Source organism: Pseudidiomarina indica (assembly GCF_900104245.1).
GTDB classification, from domain to species: domain Bacteria; phylum Pseudomonadota; class Gammaproteobacteria; order Enterobacterales; family Alteromonadaceae; genus Pseudidiomarina; species Pseudidiomarina indica.
Map to the genome: position 1 here is coordinate 74,470 of NZ_FMXN01000007.1, position 17,522 is coordinate 91,991.

Here is a 17,522-nt window from a genome sequence, read left to right on the forward strand (position 1 = left end):
GTAAGTCGACCCTATGGATCGTCGCTTCTCAGCCATCTTTATTTTCAAAAGCCTGTTGTGGTTTATTGCCCCAATCGGCTTTTTAGGCTGGCTCTTGGGCTATTTTTGGCCAGTGTTAGCGCTTGCTCTGGTGGCGGTTCTGGCGTGGCATTATTTTTACCAATACAAATTAGTCGACTGGTTGTGGCATCGCCGCGCCATGCTCCCCCCTCGAGCTCCGGGCAGTTGGAGCTATATCTATGATGGCATTTATCGAACCCAACGCCGCAGTCAGCAACGGCGCCGTGCGTTGGTTCGTTTATTGCGTCGTTTTCGTGAAGCCGCTGAAGCGATTCCGGATGCAGCCATTGTGTTTAGCCGCACCGGCGGGCTGATTTGGTGTAATAAACTCGGGCAGTTCTATTTTGGTCTGAAATGGCCATCTGACGCAGGCATTCGCTTATCCAACTTGATTCGCCATCCTGAATTTATTGCTTACTTACGCCAAGGCGACTTCACCCATGAAATTCACTTGCCTTCACCGGTGAATGCTGACGTTGAGCTTGAAGTCCGAGTGATGCCGTATAGCGATGAGCAATTTCTACTGATTGCGCGTGATGTCACACAGCTGAAGCAATTAGAGCAGATGCGGAAAGACTTTGTCGCTAACGTTTCCCATGAATTAAAAACACCGCTGACGGTGTTGCAAGGCTATTTGGAGCTCTTGGAGCAATCGGATGCGCTGCCGCCGGCAATGTTGAACAAAGCAATCACCGAAATGCAGGGCCAAAGTGAACGGATGAGTCATTTGGTCAACCAACTGTTATCGTTATCGCGCATGGAAATCAGTCGTTATGACTTATTTGAGCGGGTGGTTGACATGCCGCAGTTACTGAATGTGATCGCGACTGAAATGAATCAATTGAATCAAGCGAAGCAGCATCAGTTAAGTTTTCATATTGACCCGATCAAGATTCATGGCTTTGAAGATGAGCTGCGAAGTGTGGTGATCAATTTAATTGCGAATGCCATCCACTATACGCCTGCTCAAGGAGTTATCGAAGTCAGTTGGCGGCAGGTGGGGGATGAAGCGGAATTTACGGTCACCGATAACGGACCTGGGATTGCCGCTGAGCACCTCGGCCGACTCACTGAAAGATTTTACCGAGTGGATAAAGACCGGAATAGTAAAACCGGTGGCACTGGGTTGGGGCTGGCGATTGTTCAGCAAGCCCTGGATCATCACCATAGCCGACTTGAAATTGAGTCGACGCCGGGCCAAGGCTCACGCTTTTCATTCCGTATTTCGCAAGAGCTAATCATTAAAGCATGAATGCTTTATGACGACTGTCATATTCATGTCACAAAGCGAAATTAAACTATGTTGAAGATGACAATATGACTGGAGTCAACAATGAAATTGAACGCTACTTTCCTTAGTTTAACGTTAGCGGGCTTGGTAAGTTTCAATGCGACGGCACAAAGTGTGACGGACGGCTTACCAGAGTACGAAAAAGTGAGCGGCCTGTCAGGCAACCTTTCATCGGTTGGCTCTGACACGCTTGCAAATATGATGACCTTTTGGTCCGAAGAATTTAAGCGCATGTACCCGAATGTGAACATGCAGATTCAAGCCGCGGGTTCTTCAACTGCGCCGCCTGCACTCACGGAAGGCACGTCTAACTTTGGGCCAATGAGCCGTGCGATGAAAGCACGCGAAATTGAATCATTTGAGCAACGCCATGGTTACAAGCCGACCCCTATTCGGGTTGCAATTGATGCCTTGGCGGTGTTTGTCCATAAAGATAACCCCATTCAAGGGTTAACGATTCCTGAAGTGGACGCGATTTTCTCAAGCACTCGGTTGTGTGGAGAAAGTGATGAAGTGCGTCGCTGGGGTGACTTAGACCTAACCGGTAGTTGGGCGAATCGTGATCTTCAGTTGTACGGTCGTAACTCTGTGTCTGGCACTTATGGTTACTTCAAAGAAGCCGCACTGTGCGACGGTGACTTCCGTAATAGTGTGAACGAGCAACCGGGTTCAGCATCGGTGGTGCAATCGGTAGCAACGTCTTTGAACGCCATTGGCTACTCAGGAATTGGCTATGTTACCTCTGGGGTAAAAGCAGTCCCATTAGCGGTTGAAGAAGGCTCGGAGTATATTGCTGCGACCACGGAAAACGCCTTGGCTGGCCAATATCCATTAGCGCGATTCCTCTACATTTACGTGAATAAACACCCGAACAAGCCGTTAGACCCAACGACGGGCGAATTTATCAAGTTCATGCTGTCGAAAGCGGGTCAGGAAATTGTCCTGAAAGATGGCTACATTCCAGTGCCTCAGGTTGTTGTGGAACAAGAGCTGCAACGCTTAGGCCTCCAGTAAAGAACGACCAAAACCCCGCGCCAGCGGGGTTTTTTATTGGACGGGAACTGGGCGTTGAATCGGTTGCTGTAGCGAAATCAGGGTTTCGGTGGCCTGTACTTCAGCAATGGATTGAATTTTATGAATAAGGAGCTGTTGTAAGTCGTCGATGGACGGCACCATCACTTTCACGAAGATGCTGTATTTGCCCGTGGTGTAATGAGCCTCAATGACTTCGGGCAGGGCTTGTAGTTTGGCTAAGGCATTTGGGTAGTCCCCAGCCCGTGCCAAATTAATCCCAATAAAGCAGCAGACGTCATATCCCAGCTTACGAGCATCCACCCGAATATGAGTGCCGGTAATAATGCCCGCCTGTCGTAGTTTTTCAACCCGCACATGAATGGTTGCAGGGCTCACGCCAAAGGATTTAGCCATCTCGGCGTAAGAAACTCGAGCATTATCCTGCAACGTGGAAATGATCAATTTATCTAAATTGTCGATCATCTACTTTACCTCCGGTTAATTGATCTTGTTTTAAATAATATCTAATGAAAGCCAATATATAAAGATTAAATATATTCCTTATGAGTAAGTTTGCCTGATGGTGTTGATTCATTGGTTTTAATTGGTAGATAGTATTGATATTGATAGGGTTGGCAGATGGATTTAGGAGATAATCATGCTACGGCAACAACAACGGGTTGCTCACATTAAGCAACGTTATACTGAGCTACTGAGTGACGCGTTAAACTTAACTGAAATTCAGGCACCGTTATTCGTGCCGCAACATTCAGGGTTACAGGATACGCTGAGTGGTCATGAACCTGGGGTGTTGGTGCATGTTCCTGCCAAGCAACAAAATTACGAAATTGTTCATTCATTGGCGAAATGGAAGCGCTCTGCACTGAGCTATTTTGGCTGCCCGACAGGTACCGGGATCGTCACTCAAATGAAAGCGATCCGTGCCCATGAACCTGAGTTAACTGGTCGCCATAGCATTCTTGTTGAGCAGTGGGATTGGGAACAAGTTATCGCTCCAACTGACCGTACCCTGACGAAACTGAAGCAAACGGTGTCTACTATTTATGCCAGTCTGTTACAACTTTATGCGGAGTTTGGACAAGCGGAAGCTGGCGTGGCTCCTGCCTCTGAAGTGGTTTTTATTCATGCCGAACAGTTACGACAAATGTACCCCCAATTAACTCCCAAACAGCGTGAGTATGAATTCACAAAATTACATCGAGCGGTATTTATTATCGGTATCGGTGCACCATTAGCGGATGGCACAACCCACGATCAGCGTGCGGCAGATTACGATGACTGGAGCAGTGGCGATGCACCGCTGCAGGGGCTCAACGGTGATTTACTGGTTTGGCATGCAGGGTTAGCCGATGCCTTGGAGCTATCCTCCATGGGAATTCGGGTTGATGCCGAAGCTTTAATCCATCAACTGACGTGCTGTAAGCGACTCAGTGATCTGCAACAACCCTGGCACCAGCAGCTGTTACAAGGCATGCTGCCTGCCTGTATTGGCGGAGGAATTGGCCAGTCCCGAGTGATTATGTGGTTACTCAACCTCGTGGATATTGCGGCAACACAAGCACCGGAAATCAGTACAGAAATGAAGGTCAAGCGGCCTGCTGCCGTTGAGGTTGCATGACACCTTGATGTCAGAAATATGACACCCCTGTAACAATACTGTCATAGTTCCTGAATATACTATAGTTAGTAAAAACTATGACCTAACTATTAGTATCAAGGGGCAGCCATGGCGGCATCACAGCGAGCACAGTTGGAAGCCAGTAATGTACGTTTAGTCAAAGATAAAGTCGCTCGTTGGGGAATCACCTTCGGCGGCGGTCTGGTACTGATCGCTCTGTTACTGATTTTCTTCTATTTACTCTATGTAGTAGCACCAATTTTCCGAAGCGTTAGTATTGACCCCATGCATAATTTTGCACTGGCAGGCTCAGGACAAACTGTCGCGTTAGGAATGGAAGAGCAGTCAGAAATTGGTTTTCGATTTGATGATACCGGTGAGCTGACATTTTTCGCGTTAAAAGAACGAATTGGAACCTCCTGGCAACCCGGTGATGTCTTATTGCAGCAGCAAGTCGCATCACAGCCTACAGCGTTCACAGCCACTCAACCACAAAATAAACGTTATGCTTATGCCTTGGCTGAAGGTGCTGTGCAGGTGGTGGAACCTAAGTTCCGCTCTCGCTTTGAACATGGAGTTCGTTATACCACCCCTTATATCGATCCAGCAGAGCACCCTGTTATCGCAATCGATCCTCAGCAACGGACGCTGGTGAAACTCGCCTATGAGTATCAGGGCAATTCGCAGCTATTTGCTGCGGTCACCGACGATCAGCGAGTGATTGTCAACTTACTGCAAGCCAGCCGTAGTTTTCTGACAGGGACCACCGAGTTAAAGCCTAAGTTTACTGAATTACCGTTGCAAGGCAGCGTGGATGATCTTTTGGTCACACCGGATTTGCGGCAAGTGATTGTGCGCCAAGGCAACCGCCTATCAATTTTTTCTGTATCACGAACAGGAACTGTGACAGAGCAACAAACCTTAACGGTTGATCGCCGTCAGTTCGGGCCTATCACAAGCATGTCGCTGTTAGCGGGAGCAAGCTCGATCATGATTGGTCATGATAATGGCAGGATCACCCAATGGTTCGAAGTGGCGACCGAAAATGGTCGTCAGTATAAATACATTCGCCAATTCCAAGCTGGGCAAAGTGCGATTGAAAGCATTGTTAGCGAGTTCTATCGACGCACGTTCTACACGATTTCGGCAACAGGTGAAGTCGGGGTGTTCCACACCACGTCAGAGGCTGATTTGTATTTCGAAAAAGTAGGGCAACTCCACGCTGAGCATTTGGTGATTGATCCGCGTGCGAATACCGTCCTTATTGAATCAAATAACCAGTTGCATACCTTTGAGCTACATAACGAACATCCAGAAGTGACGTGGAGCGGCTTATGGCAAGAAGTTTGGTACGAAGGGTATCCAGAACCGCAATACGTGTGGCAATCGACGTCCGGCTCCGATGCCTTTGAACCTAAGTTTAGTTTGGTTCCTATTTCGTTCGGGACCATTAAGGCAGCTGCTTATGCCATGATTTTTGCCGTACCAATTGGTCTGGCTGCCGCGGTCTATACCGCCTATTTCATGTCGCCGCGGGCGCGGAAAGTGGTGAAGCCTACGGTCGAGATCATGGAAGCCTTACCCACGGTGATTCTCGGCTTTTTAGCCGGCTTATGGTTAGCGCCCATTATCGAGCAATATCTGCCTGGCTTTGTTGCGACTCTCATTTTGGTACCCACATCAATTATTGTGGTGGCAGCGCTCACCAGCGTGTTGCCCAAAGAATGGCGGAATCGATGCACCGATGGCCGTGCCGCAGTGATTCTTGTCCCCATTGTTGTCGTTGTGGGGTGGTTATCATTTGAGTTGTCCCCTTGGGTGGAGCAGACCTTCTTTGGTGGTAACGTGCGAGAGTACATCACCAACGAATTGGGGATCACGTTTGACCAACGGAATTCGTTGGTGGTGGGCATTGCCATGGGCTTTGCCGTGATTCCGACCATTTTCTCTATTGCAGAAGACGCGATTTTCAGTGTTCCAAAGCACCTTTCACAAGGCTCACTTGCATTGGGAGCGACCACCTGGCAAACCCTGACCAAAGTTGTGCTGCTGACGGCCAGCCCAGGAATTTTCTCTGCGGTCATGATGGGGCTAGGGCGTGCCGTTGGGGAAACCATGATCGTGTTGATGGCGACCGGGAATACGCCAATTCTGGATTGGAACATTTTTGAAGGGATGCGGACGTTGTCAGCCAACATCGCGATTGAAATGCCGGAATCAGAAGTAGGCAGCTCTCACTACCGAATCCTGTTCTTGGCAGCCTTTGTGTTGTTTATTTTTACCTTTGCGTTTAACACGCTGGCCGAACTTGTGCGCCAACGGTTGCGTGATAAATATAGTTCAATGTAAGTGTGGGGATAGCCATGAATCATTGGTTTAAATCAGGAAAACCCTATATTTGGCTCACTGCTGGCGCAGTCAGTGTCAGCCTTATCGCAGTATTAGGGTTGCTTGCTCTCATTGCTTGGCGGGGATTGTCTTACTTCTGGCCCGCAGCAATTTATGAACTGGAAGTAACGGCGCAAGATGGCTCCACACAAGTCATCATCGGTGAAATTTATGATCGCGAAGAGGTCTCCTATGAGCGTCTTCAAGAGTCCGGTCTGGCGATTGCGGGCGATGGCGATGAGATGTTAGAGCGCTGGCTGCTGAAAGTTGGTAACCGCGAGTTGGTGCCCTTGGATTTTATGTGGGTGCTGGCGCCGCAGGTGGTCCGTCAGGATACTCCTAAAGATCTTGCAGTATTGGAACGTGCGAAAGACGGTAACTTTTATGGTTACATTGTTGATGTGCTTGAAAATGGGCAGTCAGTAGTGACCGCAGATCACTCCATTCGGGACGTGCTCGCAGAACGAATCGAACGAGCGGTTCAACTGAGTGAGCAAGCTGCCGATCTGCAACAAGGCGATATTGGCGCCATTAACTATCAACTGAATCGTTTGCGGTTGGAACGTCGTTCGTTGGGCTTAGAAGAACAATTGACGCCTGCGGAAGAACAACGGATTCAAGCAGAAGAAACCGCTCTGCAACAACAATATCAGGAACTTGAAAAAGTCCTATTCACCTATCGCGAAGAAGCCAATCGCGATAGTGTGGTGGTTCGTGATATGCGGGGAATCGATGTCGAAATTCCGATGTATCGGGTGCTGGATGTCGCTTATCCAAATGATATGGGCGTGTTCAGTAAGCTGGGGCACTTTTTCGGTCAAGTCGGTAAGTTCGTGACAGAAGATCCGCGCGAAGCCAACACCGAAGGTGGGGTGTTCCCAGCCATCTTTGGTACCGTGTTTATGGTGCTATTGATGTCGGTGATTGTGACTCCTTTCGGTGTTATTGCTGCTGTATATCTGCATGAATATGCGGGTAAAAACACCATTACTCGGTTGATTCGGATTGCGGTGATTAACTTAGCTGGGGTGCCTTCCATTGTTTATGGGGTATTTGGCTTAGGTTTCTTCGTATACATGGTGGGCGGCAGTCTCGACCAAATCTTCTACCCGGAAGCGTTACCTAGCCCAACGTTTGGAACGCCTGGGGTGATGTGGTCTGCCATTACCCTAGCAATTTTAACCTTACCGGTGGTGATTGTTTCCACCGAAGAAGGCTTGTCACGCATTCCGAGTAGCTTGCGTGAAGGAAGTTTAGCGCTGGGGGCAACGAAGGCTGAAACCTTGTGGCGCATTATTCTGCCGATGGCATCGCCAGCGATTATGACCGGGTTGATTCTTGCTGTCGCACGTGCGGCAGGTGAGGTCGCGCCGCTGATGTTGGTTGGGGTGGTGAAGTCAGCCCCAATGCTACCTGTGGATGGTAACTTCCCTTACTTCCACCTGGATAGAAAGTTTATGCATTTAGGCTTCCATATTTATGATGTTGGTTTCCAAAGCCCCAATGTGGAAGCAGCACGGCCGCTCGTTTATGCCACGTCATTACTGTTGGTGACAGTCATTGTCGGCTTGAACTTAACTGCCATTGGGGTCCGTAACCATTTACGTGAAAAATACCGCTCTCTGGAAAGTTAAGCGAGCAACGGAAAACAATTTGATTAGTGCAAAAGGTTGATACATATGATTTCGGTCACTCCAACTAGCAGTCATACCGAGAATTTAGACTTGGCAAATTTAACGGCAGAACAGACGGCGTTGTCGATTCGTCATTTAAATTTGCATTACGGGGACGCGCAAGCGTTGTACGACATTTCGATGATGATTCCCAAGAATCAGGTCACCGCGTTTATCGGCCCGTCAGGGTGTGGTAAGTCAACGTTGCTGCGTTGCATTAACCGCATGAACGATTTAGTTGAAATCTGTCGCGTATCGGGTGAGATTTTATTGCATGGAAAAAACATTTATGACAAAGATGTTGATGTGGCAGCGTTGCGACGTCAGGTAGGGATGGTGTTCCAGCGTCCTAATCCGTTTCCTAAATCCATCTATGAAAACGTGGTGTATGGCATGCGCTTACAAGGTGTCAACGATCGCCGCACGCTGGATGAGGTGGTTGAGCGCTCACTGAAAGGCGCAGCCTTATGGGATGAAGTCAAAGATCGGTTAAATGAATCGGCATTTGGTTTGTCGGGCGGGCAACAACAGCGGTTGGTGATTGCCCGAGCCATTGCTATTGAGCCAGAAGTGCTCTTGTTGGACGAACCAACCTCGGCCTTGGACCCCATTTCGACACTAACGATTGAAGAACTCATTACCGAGTTGAAGAAACAATTCACCGTCGTTATTGTGACGCATAACATGCAACAGGCTGCGCGTGTGTCGGACCAAACTGCGTTTATGTATATGGGCAAGCTCATTGAGTATGCAGATACTAACACGCTGTTTACGACGCCCGCACAAAAGCAAACGGAAGATTACATTACCGGTCGTTATGGTTAATAGGAGTCGGATATGGATAAACTGAATATGAGCCGGCATATTTCCGGTAAGTTTAATGATGAGCTGGAAGCGGTTCGTAACCAAGTGCTCAACATGGGCGGACTGGTGGAACAGCAGTTACGTGATTCCTTGCGTGCCATTGAAACCTCTGATCATGACTTAGCTGAGCAAATTTTGCAGCGTGATGCGGCGATTAATAAGTTGGAAATGCAAATTGATGAAAGCTGTGTGCAAATCATTGCTAAGCGCCAACCGGCGGCCAGTGACCTGCGTTTAATCATCGCCATTTTCAAAACCATTTCTGACTTAGAACGGATGGGGGATGAAGTTGAGCGAATTGGTCGGGTGGCGCTAGAAAGTTTCAGCAACGACCAGCAGGATTTCTTGGTCAGCCTAGAGAATTTAGGGCAGCAAGTCTTGGCCATGCTCCAAAAAGTATTGGATGCATTCGCTCGCATGGATCTCGATGCGGCGGTTGAGGTGCACCAAATGGATGCCCTGGCAGATCGGCAGTATGAGGCTTTAACTCGCCAGTTGATGACTTATATGATGGAAGATCCGCGCGGCATTCCGAAAGTCATGAATGTGTTATGGTCCGCCCGTTCATTAGAACGTATTGGTGACCGTTGCCAGAACATTGCTGAATACATTATTTTCTTTGTGAAAGGCAAAGACGTACGGCATGTGTCTTCTGATGCATTACGCCAGGCGTTAACAGGGCAACAGTAATTTCATGGAAAGACCCGCCTCGAAGAGAAGTTGAGGCGGGTGTTCAACAGGGACTAGGTGGGTTAAGCCAAGCTTAGGTCAAGGTCACTTTTTCGATGCCGTTGCTACCAGCAATCAGAGCGATATCAGCACCACGTTTGGCGAACAAGCCGTTGGTGACGACCCCGACAATCCCATTCAATTGTTGTTCGAGCTGGACCGGATCAACAATATCAAAGTTGTGCACATCTAAGATCACATTCCCATTATCGGTGGTAATGCCTTGGCGCCACACCGGGTCGCCCCCTAATTTCACGATTTCTCGTGCAACGTAAGAGCGAGCCATGGGAATGACTTCGACCGGAATTGGGAATGCTCCCAGCCGTCCCACCACTTTGCTGTTATCGACAATACAAATGAACTTATCAGCGACCGCGGCAATGATTTTCTCGCGCGTCAATGCGCCGCCCCCGCCTTTTACCATGCGCAAGTGCGCATCAATTTCATCTGCACCATCAATATAGACAGGTAAGTCCGCCACATGGTTGAGCTCTAATACCTCAATGCCATGGGCTTTGAGCCGTGCGGTTGACGCTTCCGAACTGGAAACGGCCCCTTCGATGTCGTGCTTACGTGTGGCGAGAGCATCGATAAAATAGTTCACAGTGGAACCTGTGCCGACGCCAATAATGGTGTTGGGCTCAATGAAATCTAAGGCAGCTTCAGCAGCTTGGCGTTTCAGCTCATCTTGGGTGCGGGACATGCTAATTTCCATGGTTGGGGGGAACATGGCGCTAAAGTATACCCAGTCACTGACGAAAATCCCATACTTTCGATGGGGTAATGACCATCGCTAATGGAATATCCCAGGGTTGCGTGGGTAAGTGGTCAATGAATTGTTGGTCATAAGCCAAGCCGATCGGCAACAGCTGATGTCGGCCTTGATACCAATGCTGCAAGGTGCGATCGTAATACCCACCGCCCATTCCCAAGCGGTTGCCTTGCGCATCAAAGGCAACCAGCGGGACTAAGATAATCTCTAATTGCTGGATGGGCACCACCTCTTGCACGTTCAGCTGGGGTTCAGGAATGCCGAATTGATTGGTGTTCCAGCGGGTCTGGGAATGGAGTTTAAGAAAGAGCAAATGGCCGCGTCGAAATGGATGCAACACCGGTAACGATATTTGATGACCGTGATGTTGCAGTTGTTCGTTCAGCACGGCAGTTGGCAGTTCCGCCTTCACGCTGTAGTAACTGGCAATGGTGCGAGGAACCTGCAGTTCAGGCAGTGCGAGCAGGTGCTCACTCACTTGCTGCGCGGCGAGTTGTCGTTGAGCGTTGGTTTGACTGGCTCGTGCGTTGAAATACTGTTGGCGTAATTGCTGTTGGCTCACGGCGCTGTTATCCTTTTGAAACACGACCGATAATAATAATTAGATAATAGAGAGTGCCTTTATGATACGCCAACTCACGCAGTTGTTAACCCTCCTTCTTATCAGCATGTCGACGGCACTTGCCGCTCCACCCAAAGCTCCGCCACGAGGCGACCAAGGCGAAGGACCTTTCCCACGTTTGATCATCCGCGGAGCCACCTTAATTAATGGGGAAGGCGCGCCGGCACGAGGACCGGTTGATATCGTGATTGAGCAAGATCGTATCGTGAATGTGGTGAGCGTGGGCTATCCAGGCGTTGCCATTCGGGAAGCTCAGCGTCCGCACGCCGAGCACGGTGATAAAGAAATCGATGCCAGTGGTCATTATGTCTTGCCTGGCTTCGTCGATATGCATGGGCATATTGGGGGGTCTGCGAAGGATATTCCAGCAGAGTATGTGTTGAAGTTGTGGCTGGCACATGGGATTACGACAGTGCGCGAGCCGGGCAGTTTCAATGGGCTCGAATGGACTCGCTGGCATCAATTACAAGCCCAAGACAATGCCATAGTGTCGCCCCGAATTATTCCTTATGTCGGTTTTGGTATGGGAGCCGAAAACCCTATTTTTAATGGGGAACAAGCCCGAGACTGGGTGCGTCAGGTGAAACAACAAGGCGCTGCGGGGATTAAGTTTTTTGGCGCCACCCCGAAAGTAATGGCGGCGGCCCTCGATGAAGCGCAGCAACAGCAGCTAGGGACTATGATGCACCATGCGCAATTAAACGTGATGCGCACTAACGTGCTTGATTCCGCGCGCTTAGGGTTGGACAGCATGGAGCACTGGTATGGCTTACCAGAAGCACTATTTACTGACCGCACCATTCAAGATTATCCGCCTCATTACAATTACAACAACGAGCAAGACCGGTTTAGTGAAGCCGGCAAGCTGTGGCAGCAAGCGGCTGCTCCTGGCAGTGAAAAGTGGCAGGCAGTACGTGATGAATTAATCGCGCTCGATTTTACCATTAATCCAACCTTAACCATTTACGAAGCCAGCCGCGATCTCATGCGTGAACGGCGCGCAGTTTGGCACGATGAATACACCTTGCCTCAGTTGTGGGACTTTTTTACCCCCAGTCGCTATGCCCATGGCTCGTATTGGTTTGACTGGACCACCGATGAAGAAGTGGCATGGCGTAAAAATTATCAGCTGTGGATGACCTTCCTCAATGATTTTAAGAATCATGGTGGCCGTGTGACCACCGGGTCGGATGCAGGATATATCTATAAAATTTACGGCTTCGGCTTTATCCGTGAATTGGAGTTGCTGCGTGAAGCAGGGTTTAACGCTTTGGAAGTGATTCAAAGTGCGACCTTAAATGGTGCTGAAGCACTCGGATTAGCCGATGAGATTGGAAGTATCGTGCCGGGGAAAAAGGCCGACCTGATTATCGTGAAAGAAAATCCGCTAGCGAATTTTAAAGTGCTGTATGGAACTGGCCATTATCGTTTAAATGAAAACAACGAGCCGATTCGTACCGAGGGTATTCGGTATACCATAAAAGACGGCATCATTTATGATGCGCAAGAGTTGCTTGCTGATGTGCGGCGGATTGTTGCGGCGGAAAAAGCGGCGCGTGAATCACAATAAGGGGTGACTACCCAGAATGCCGCTGCGGTGCCTTGGCCCTTGAACCCACTGGTTCAAGGCGGGGCGCAATAAGCGTGACTTAAGGCTTCTCGATACTGGTCGAGCTTGCACAATGGTCACGCAGTGAACCCCTAGATTACTAGCATCGGCTCAGGGACATCGGCTTGCTGGCGAACATCCCAGGTAGTCATAGTAACTAGTTTAACGTCTTGGTCGCTGCTCTGCCATGACTTGCTCGAGCGTTTCTTGCAGAATTTTTAGTTTTTCTTCGAGATCTGCGATGCGTTGTTGTAAACGCTGCTCATGTTGCGCAAATTCATGACACAAGTTTAATCCGGCCATGACAGCAATTTGCTCTGGATTCGATAACTTGGTGTTATTCCGAATCGTTTCTAGTTTCGCATTCAATCGGTCGGCAGCGTGCTGCAAGGCGACTTCTTGCCCGGCTGGACAATTAACCTTGTAATGACGTTCCATCAAACGAATATCCATGGCGCGTTGAGTCATGCCGAATCCTCTACAATAATACGAATTTAATCGATCTTATTTACGACTATTATGCACCGAACGGCGGCGTTTGTCAGCTAGCCTGAGAAGCTTTGCGATGTTAGGATGACAGGACTGAAACGAGAGAGTAAGAGATTATGTCAGAACAAGGGGGCGATCGAGCCCAACTGCTCAACTATGAGCACCTTTCCGAATTATTGGAGCAGCAAGATATTCTTCCCTCGGCTGCAGAAGTTCACGGCATCATGACCGGAATGATTGCGGGTGGGGCACAAATCCATCAGCCTGAATGGCTGGTATTGCTGAGTGACTTAATTCATGAGGGCGAATCATTCAAACCTCAGTCGCGTGATTTATTGCAACGTTTGGCCGAGTTGGTTATGACTGACCTGCAGGATACCGACCTGAGCTTTAACATCCTGTTGCCCAAAGACCATGAGTCTTTAGCCGAACGTTTAAATGCGCTCATTCATTGGGTGCAATCATTTTTGGTAGGGTTTGGAGTGAACCAAACGCACCTGACCGAGCTTTCCAGTGATGTTCGCGAAGTGATTGATGATTTTGTTGAAATTGCCAAGTTAGATTTTATGGTTGATGAGGACGACGAAGCCGAGCGTGCTTACTTTGAGGTAGTCGAGTATTTACGGATGTCGGCTCTGCTATGCTTTAACGAGCTCGGACTCCGCGGGGATTCCCCGCGAGACACGAATCGTACGCTTCATTAATCTCTGACATCGATATAACGTGGTGAAGAACATGCTCATTCCTTTAAGTGAGTTTCAGCAACGCCGTGAGCAACTGTTAAAGCGCCTTGCCGCAACTGGAACGAAAGCCATCGCCGTGCTTGCTAGCGCGCAGTTACAAACGCGTAGTCGTGATACGGAATTTCCTTTCCGCCAAGACAGTGATTTTTATTATTTGACCGGCTTCAATGAGCCCAATGCTTTGTTAGTGTTGGTACCTCATGCAGACCATCCGGTGCAATTGTTTTGTCAACCGAATGATCCCCAAGCCGAGGTGTGGCAGGGGCGTCGACTCGGTACCGAGCGTGCCGTGGCTGAGCTTGGGGTGGATTATTGCGCATCTATTGAGGATGTATCGCAACACTTACTGCGCCTGCTAGACGGGGTCGAGCGGGTTTATCATGATCACCAAAACGAACGCTTGACCCAACAGCTCTTGGGCGCAGCAGCAGAATTGCGCCAAGCACCGAAGCGCGGGTTACAAGCCCCGCAAGGATGGCTTGATTTACAACCTTGGTTGGCCGATATGCGCATGATTAAGAGCGAGCAAGAGCTTGCGGTGATGCGCAAGGCAGCAGCAATCAGTGTATTAGGTCATCAGCGCGCAATGCGCTTTGCACAGCCCCTGCGGTATGAATACCAAGTGGCAGCAGAAATCCATCATGAATTTGCTATGCATGGCGCGTTATCACCAGCGTACAATACCATTTGCGGGGCCGGTGAAAATGCCTGTATTTTGCACTACACGGATAACAATGCTCAGCTGCAGGACGGTGATTTGTTGTTGATTGATGCCGGGGCTGAATACTTAGGGTATGCGGGTGATATTACGCGAACTTTCCCAGTAAACGGCCGTTTTACCCCGCCGCAACGCGACCTTTATAACGTGGTATTGGCCGCACAAGAAGCAGCCCTACAAACGTTGCGGCCCGGCAGCGATTTGGCCGCAGCATTATCGGCCGCTGGCGCCCAACTCACGGAAGGGCTCTACGAGCTCGGAATTTTGCAAGGCTCCTTAGCCGAGCTGCAAGCCACACAAGCGTATCGGCCATTCATGATTCATGGATTGGGGCATTGGCTCGGGTTGGATGTTCATGATGTTGGCACCTATAGTTCAGCAGGGAAGAATCGTACTTTTGAACCTGGCATGGTGCTTACCATTGAGCCGGGAGTCTATATTCCGCATGGCATGCCGGGGGTTGATTCCCAATGGCATGGAATGGGCATTCGTATTGAGGATAATGTGATCATTACCGCATCAGGGTACGAGAATATGACCTCTGATGCCCCTAAAACAGTCGCTGAGATTGAACAATGGATGGCACCGTAAATTATCCCATCGTGATAGCTGGTGGCGGCCTGGTCGGCGCCTTGACCGCATTGCTTATCGCACGGCAACGGCGAGATTGGCCGATTTTGGTGTTGGAGCCCAGTGCGGCTGGGCCTGCTCAGGATAAACGCACCTTGGCGCTGGCGGCGGCGACGGTGCAGGTGTTGCGTAACTTGGGTGTATGGGAGCCGATTGCCCCGCATGGGTGTGCCATCGAGCACATTCACGTGAGTGATCGCGGCCACCTAGGGATGACTCGTTTGCATGCCCATCAGCATGGTGTACCAGCAATGGGTGAAGTGATTGCTGCCGCAACCCTGAACGAGGCTCTCTATCAAGCTTGTTTAGCCGAACCCAATATCCATTGGTGTGGAGGAGCTCGGTTCACTGCGGCGACACCTCATGAAGCATTGATTGACGTTAGCTACCAACAAGGTGAGCAAGCCCAGCATTGCACAGCGCAACTGTTGATCGGTGCTGACGGGCAACGCTCGCAAGTACGGCAGGATGCCGGCATACCGGTACAGGTGACCGATTATAAACAGTTTGGCATTATCGCGACGTTGAGTTTATCTGAGGACTTAAATGGCTGGGCGTACGAGCGGTTTACAGAATCCGGCCCGCTAGCCTTATTACCGCTGCCAAACCAACAAGCCAGTTTGGTCTGGAGTTTAACCCCGGACGTAGCTCAGCAAGTGATGAGCTTCACTGATGCAAAGTTTTTAGCAGCCTGCCAAACGGCGTTTGGCTATCGAGCGGGGGCATTTTTAGCGACCACGGAGCGGGTTCAGTACCCGTTGCAGCTACACTTAGCCGAACGTCACATCAGTCATCGCCGCGTGATTATTGGCAATGCCTCGCATACTTTGCATCCCATTGCGGGGCAGGGGTTTAACTTAGGGGTTCGTGACGCCATTGCCTTGAGCGAAATGCTCGTCCCCGCCGATGATCCAGGACGTTATCAGTATCTTGGAAATTATCAACGCCAGCGCCAGCAGGATTATCAGCATATTATTGGCCTCACGGATAGTTTAGTTCGTGGTTTTTCCAATCACTATGCGCCTCTTGTGATGGGGCGGAACTTGGCGTTGATGGGGCTGGATTGGTGTTATCCATTGCGCCATCGTTTTGCACGACAAACCATGGGATTTCAAGACGCATGAAGCAAACCAATAAACGTCAGGTCATCGCCGTGATTGGCGGTGGAATGATTGGGCTCAGTGCCGCCGTAGGCCTTCGCCAACAAGGGCACCACGTGTATTTGATTGAACGTGGAGCAGCACCTCAATTTGGCGACGAGCCAGAACTACGGGTGAGCGCATTGGCGCATCACAGTCGAGCCTTATTGAATCAGCTTGGTGTTTGGCAACAATTACCTCAGGAACGGCTTGGCCCTTACACGGGCATGCAAGTATGGGATACCGATAGCTTTGGTGCGATTGAGTTTCATGCCGCCGAAGTGGCGGTGGACGATTTAGGGGCCATTGTAGAAAACAAAGTGTTAGAACATGTGCTCTGGCAGCATGCGCTTGCGGTTGGGGTCCAATTGTTGGCAGGCGAAGAGGTTATCCAGCACCAACGGCAACAGGAGCAAATGGTATTAACCCTAGCATCACAACGGCAAATGACAGTTGATTATGTGATTGCGGCCGATGGTGCGGCGTCCCCAACCCGCGAGCGGGAAAAGTTACCCCTGACCTTTTGGAGTTATGAACAATCAGGCATTGTCGCAGTGCTGCGTACTGAATTACCGCATCAAGGGGTCGCCCGCCAAGTCTTTTTACCCACCGGGCCAGTGGCGTGGTTGCCGTTGGGAGATCCGCATTTAGTGGGACTAGTTTGGTCAGCCGATCAGCCAGCGGCAGAGCAATTACTGGCGTTGCCGGATACTGCCTTCATGCACCAACTACAGGCTTCGAGTGATCAGTGTTTAGGGCGCCTTGAATTGGTGTCTGCACGTGCTGCGTTCCCGCTAAAAATGCAATATGCCCAGCGCTGGGTAAGTGATCGCTTACTTGTTATCGGAGATGCGGCTCATGCGATCCATCCATTAGCAGGGCAAGGGGCCAATTTAGGATTTGGCGATGTGATCGACTTGTTGCAGGTGTTTGAGCAAGGTGTTTCACCACGCTCATTGCGCGCTTGGGAACGGCAACGCAAGGCCGCTGCGGTCACCATGATCGCAGCGATGGAAGGGTTTAAACGCGGTTTTTCAGGCAGTCATCCAGCGCTTAAATTAATTCGCGGGCTCGGCCTGAAAGCGGGGCATCATATTCGCCCGTTAAAACGCTTTCTTATTCAAACCGCACTGGGTCACTAG

Annotated in this window: 16 protein-coding genes and 1 other RNA gene; 12 read left to right on the plus strand and 5 right to left on the minus strand. The window is 49.9% G+C overall.

Annotation, left to right across the window (positions count from 1 at the left end):
* Positions 1-13 precede the first annotated feature (13 nt).
* Together phoR and BLP64_RS07125 are read left to right on the plus strand one after the other, a co-directional pair.
* On the plus strand, positions 14-1,312 hold the full coding sequence (phoR, locus tag BLP64_RS07120; protein ID WP_092593151.1) for a phosphate regulon sensor histidine kinase PhoR: 1,299 nt from the start codon (positions 14-16) through the stop codon (positions 1,310-1,312).
* A gap of 81 nt (positions 1,313-1,393) precedes the next feature.
* A complete protein-coding gene (locus BLP64_RS07125) occupies positions 1,394-2,365 on the plus strand; it encodes a PstS family phosphate ABC transporter substrate-binding protein (RefSeq protein WP_092593153.1) in 972 nt (323 codons plus the stop codon).
* A 33-nt stretch (positions 2,366-2,398) separates the two neighbouring features.
* On the opposite strand, the gene asnC is transcribed toward BLP64_RS07125, so the two are convergent.
* Positions 2,399-2,848, minus strand: a complete 450-nt coding sequence (gene asnC / locus BLP64_RS07130; RefSeq protein WP_092593155.1) for a transcriptional regulator AsnC — start codon at positions 2,846-2,848, stop codon at positions 2,399-2,401.
* Positions 2,849-3,023: 175 nt separating this feature from the next.
* Here asnC and asnA point away from each other — a divergent pair, with 175 nt between their 5' ends.
* From asnA to phoU, 5 genes are all read left to right on the plus strand, one after another.
* Complete coding sequence (gene asnA, locus BLP64_RS07135) at positions 3,024-4,004, plus strand: aspartate--ammonia ligase (RefSeq protein WP_092593157.1); 981 nt, start codon at positions 3,024-3,026, stop codon at positions 4,002-4,004.
* A 108-nt stretch (positions 4,005-4,112) separates the two neighbouring features.
* Positions 4,113-6,353, plus strand: a complete 2,241-nt coding sequence (locus tag BLP64_RS07140; RefSeq protein WP_092593159.1) for an ABC transporter permease subunit — start codon at positions 4,113-4,115, stop codon at positions 6,351-6,353.
* A 14-nt stretch (positions 6,354-6,367) separates the two neighbouring features.
* Positions 6,368-8,026, plus strand: a complete 1,659-nt coding sequence (gene pstA / locus BLP64_RS07145; protein ID WP_092593161.1) for a phosphate ABC transporter permease PstA — start codon at positions 6,368-6,370, stop codon at positions 8,024-8,026.
* 45 nt (positions 8,027-8,071) lie between these two features.
* Positions 8,072-8,890, plus strand: a complete 819-nt coding sequence (gene pstB / locus BLP64_RS07150) for a phosphate ABC transporter ATP-binding protein PstB (protein WP_092593163.1) — start codon at positions 8,072-8,074, stop codon at positions 8,888-8,890.
* Between the two features lie 12 nt (positions 8,891-8,902).
* Positions 8,903-9,619 (plus strand): phosphate signaling complex protein PhoU, encoded by a 717-nt coding sequence (phoU, locus tag BLP64_RS07155; protein WP_092593165.1) that lies wholly within the window; start codon positions 8,903-8,905, stop codon positions 9,617-9,619.
* A 73-nt stretch (positions 9,620-9,692) separates the two neighbouring features.
* On the opposite strand, the gene rpiA is transcribed toward phoU, so the two are convergent.
* Positions 9,693-10,361, minus strand: coding sequence for a ribose-5-phosphate isomerase RpiA (rpiA, locus tag BLP64_RS07160; protein ID WP_092593167.1), 669 nt, complete (start codon positions 10,359-10,361; stop codon positions 9,693-9,695).
* A gap of 46 nt (positions 10,362-10,407) precedes the next feature.
* Complete coding sequence (locus BLP64_RS07165; RefSeq protein ID WP_199286052.1) at positions 10,408-10,992, minus strand: 5-formyltetrahydrofolate cyclo-ligase; 585 nt, start codon at positions 10,990-10,992, stop codon at positions 10,408-10,410.
* 61 nt (positions 10,993-11,053) lie between these two features.
* Here BLP64_RS07165 and BLP64_RS07170 point away from each other — a divergent pair, with 61 nt between their 5' ends.
* Entirely contained in the window at positions 11,054-12,622 is a 1,569-nt protein-coding gene (locus tag BLP64_RS07170) for an amidohydrolase family protein (protein ID WP_092593171.1), read from the plus strand.
* A gap of 4 nt (positions 12,623-12,626) precedes the next feature.
* Here the strand turns inward: BLP64_RS07170 and ssrS are convergent.
* Positions 12,627-12,811, minus strand: a non-coding RNA gene (gene ssrS / locus BLP64_RS07175) — 6S RNA.
* Between the two features lie 12 nt (positions 12,812-12,823).
* Positions 12,824-13,129: a cell division protein ZapA gene (locus BLP64_RS07180; RefSeq protein ID WP_092593173.1), complete on the minus strand. Its 306-nt coding sequence runs from the start codon at positions 13,127-13,129 to the stop codon at positions 12,824-12,826.
* 137 nt (positions 13,130-13,266) lie between these two features.
* Between BLP64_RS07180 and BLP64_RS07185 the strand changes: the two genes are divergently transcribed.
* From BLP64_RS07185 to BLP64_RS07200, 4 genes are read left to right on the plus strand one after another with little or no spacing between them, the layout of a single operon-like run.
* On the plus strand, positions 13,267-13,854 hold the full coding sequence (locus tag BLP64_RS07185) for a UPF0149 family protein (RefSeq protein WP_092593175.1): 588 nt from the start codon (positions 13,267-13,269) through the stop codon (positions 13,852-13,854).
* Between the two features lie 31 nt (positions 13,855-13,885).
* Positions 13,886-15,202 carry a Xaa-Pro aminopeptidase gene (gene pepP / locus BLP64_RS07190; protein ID WP_092593177.1) on the plus strand — a complete coding sequence of 439 codons (1,317 nt, stop codon included), beginning with the start codon at positions 13,886-13,888 and terminating at the stop codon, positions 15,200-15,202.
* Positions 15,187-16,365, plus strand: coding sequence for a 2-octaprenyl-6-methoxyphenyl hydroxylase (gene ubiH / locus BLP64_RS07195; protein ID WP_092593179.1), 1,179 nt, complete (start codon positions 15,187-15,189; stop codon positions 16,363-16,365). The genes pepP and ubiH overlap by 16 nt, the downstream gene beginning before the upstream one ends.
* Complete coding sequence (locus BLP64_RS07200) at positions 16,362-17,522, plus strand: FAD-dependent oxidoreductase (protein ID WP_092593181.1); 1,161 nt, start codon at positions 16,362-16,364, stop codon at positions 17,520-17,522. Before ubiH ends, BLP64_RS07200 begins: the two co-directional genes overlap by 4 nt.